The organism is Cellulophaga sp. 20_2_10, from assembly GCF_023476645.1.
Classification (GTDB): Bacteria; Bacteroidota; Bacteroidia; order Flavobacteriales; family Flavobacteriaceae; genus Cellulophaga.
Window position 1 is genome coordinate 1 of record NZ_JAMCOJ010000028.1, and the last position, 2,500, is coordinate 2,500.

At 46.1% G+C, this 2,500-nt stretch carries 2 tRNA genes and 2 rRNA genes (1 of these 4 cut by a window edge); all 4 read left to right on the forward strand.

The annotated features are described in order from the left end of the window. Positions 1-1,440: ribosomal RNA gene (locus M4I21_RS18185) — 16S ribosomal RNA — on the forward strand; the annotation flags it as partial. A 112-nt stretch (positions 1,441-1,552) separates the two neighbouring features. Next, positions 1,553-1,626 (forward strand) — tRNA-Ile (locus M4I21_RS18190). A gap of 170 nt (positions 1,627-1,796) precedes the next feature. Continuing rightward, a tRNA-Ala gene (locus M4I21_RS18195) sits at positions 1,797-1,873 on the forward strand. Positions 1,874-2,016: 143 nt separating this feature from the next. Beyond that, a 23S ribosomal RNA gene (locus M4I21_RS18200) occupies positions 2,017-2,500 on the forward strand (it continues 2,343 nt past the right edge of the window).

The window sequence follows — 2,500 nt, forward strand, 5'->3', positions numbered from 1 at the left end:
GCTTGCTCCGCTGACGACCGGCGCACGGGTGCGTAACGCGTATACAATCTGCCTTGCACTAAGGGATAGCCCAGAGAAATTTGGATTAATACCTTATAGTTTATTAGAATGGCATCATTTTAATAATAAAGATTACGGTGTAAGATGAGTATGCGTCCCATTAGTTTGTTGGTAAGGTAACGGCTTACCAAGACTACGATGGGTAGGGGCCCTGAGAGGGGGATCCCCCACACTGGTACTGAGACACGGACCAGACTCCTACGGGAGGCAGCAGTGAGGAATATTGGACAATGGGCGAGAGCCTGATCCAGCCATGCCGCGTGCAGGAAGACGGTCCTATGGATTGTAAACTGCTTTTATACAGGAAGAATAAGGACTACGTGTAGTCTGGTGACGGTACTGTAAGAATAAGGACCGGCTAACTCCGTGCCAGCAGCCGCGGTAATACGGAGGGTCCGAGCGTTATCCGGAATTATTGGGTTTAAAGGGTCCGTAGGCGGGCTATTAAGTCAGGGGTGAAAGTTTGCAGCTCAACTGTAGAATTGCCTTTGATACTGATAGTCTTGAATTATTGTGAAGTGGTTAGAATATGTAGTGTAGCGGTGAAATGCATAGATATTACATAGAATACCGATTGCGAAGGCAGATCACTAACAATACATTGACGCTGATGGACGAAAGCGTGGGTAGCGAACAGGATTAGATACCCTGGTAGTCCACGCCGTAAACGATGGATACTAGCTGTTCGGTTTTCGGACTGAGCGGCCAAGCGAAAGTGATAAGTATCCCACCTGGGGAGTACGTTCGCAAGAATGAAACTCAAAGGAATTGACGGGGGCCCGCACAAGCGGTGGAGCATGTGGTTTAATTCGATGATACGCGAGGAACCTTACCAGGGCTTAAATGTAGATTGACAGGTTTAGAGATAGACTTTCCTTCGGGCAATTTACAAGGTGCTGCATGGTTGTCGTCAGCTCGTGCCGTGAGGTGTCAGGTTAAGTCCTATAACGAGCGCAACCCCTGTTGTTAGTTGCCAGCGAGTCATGTCGGGAACTCTAACAAGACTGCCAGTGCAAACTGTGAGGAAGGTGGGGATGACGTCAAATCATCACGGCCCTTACGTCCTGGGCCACACACGTGCTACAATGGTAGGTACAGAGAGCAGCCACTTAGCGATAAGGAGCGAATCTATAAAACCTATCACAGTTCGGATCGGAGTCTGCAACTCGACTCCGTGAAGCTGGAATCGCTAGTAATCGGATATCAGCCATGATCCGGTGAATACGTTCCCGGGCCTTGTACACACCGCCCGTCAAGCCATGGAAGCTGGGGGTACCTGAAGTTCGTCACCGTAAGGAGCGACCTAGGGTAAAACTGGTAACTAGGGCTAAGTCGTAACAAGGTAGCCGTACCGGAAGGTGCGGCTGGAACACCTCCTTTCTAGAGAACGACGACCGTTACATATTATATATGTAGTAAGAATTTAGTTATTACTAGATTTATTTTCTTTTTAGCTGTCACTTCAAAATATTAAGATACAAAACTAAGATTGAGTCCCATAGCTCAGCTGGTTAGAGCGCTACACTGATAATGTAGAGGTCGGCAGTTCGAGTCTGCCTGGGACTACTAAGAATAGCTTATTTTATAAGTTATGTTTACAGTAGTTCGGGTAAGGATTACAGATCGAAGTAAATTGTATTAAGATAGCATTATAAACGTAATGCAAAGGAAATTCTGGAAGTTGAGTAGTAGTTGGAAGTACTAACTACGGCTACTATATACTACTTTTAGTATATGGGGGATTAGCTCAGCTGGCTAGAGCGCCTGCCTTGCACGCAGGAGGTCATCGGTTCGACTCCGATATTCTCCACCATTCAGTTTCGACTGAAAAACGTTCATTGACATATTGGGACATTGTGTATAATTACCACAGGGGTAATTATCACGATAAGAAATAAAAAGAATACGAAATAGAGAAGAGCAAGAGGCTATTAGATATTTGTAAAGTATCTAGTAGTGACAAGTTAAATAAGGGCGTATGGGGAATGCCTAGGCTCTCAGAGGCGAAGAAGGACGCGATAAGCTGCGAAAAGCTGCGGGGATCAGCACATATGATATGATCCGCAGATATCCGAATGGGGCAACCCGGCATATTGAAGATATGTCATCTCGTAAGAGAAGCAAACCCGGAGAACTGAAACATCTAAGTACCCGGAGGAGGAGAAAACAAAAGTGATTCCGTAAGTAGTGGCGAGCGAACGCGGATTAGTCCAAACCAATATTGTTTCGGCAATATTGGGGTTGTAGGACCACGACATTTGGTGTGTTATGAATTAGAATACGTTGGAAAGCGTAGCAGTATAGGTGATAGCCCTGTATAAGTAAAGACCATTACCGATAGTGGTATCCTGAGTAGCACGGGGCACGTGAAACCTTGTGTGAATTTGGCGGGACCATCCGTTAAGACTAAATACTCCTGAGAGACCGATAGTGAACCAGT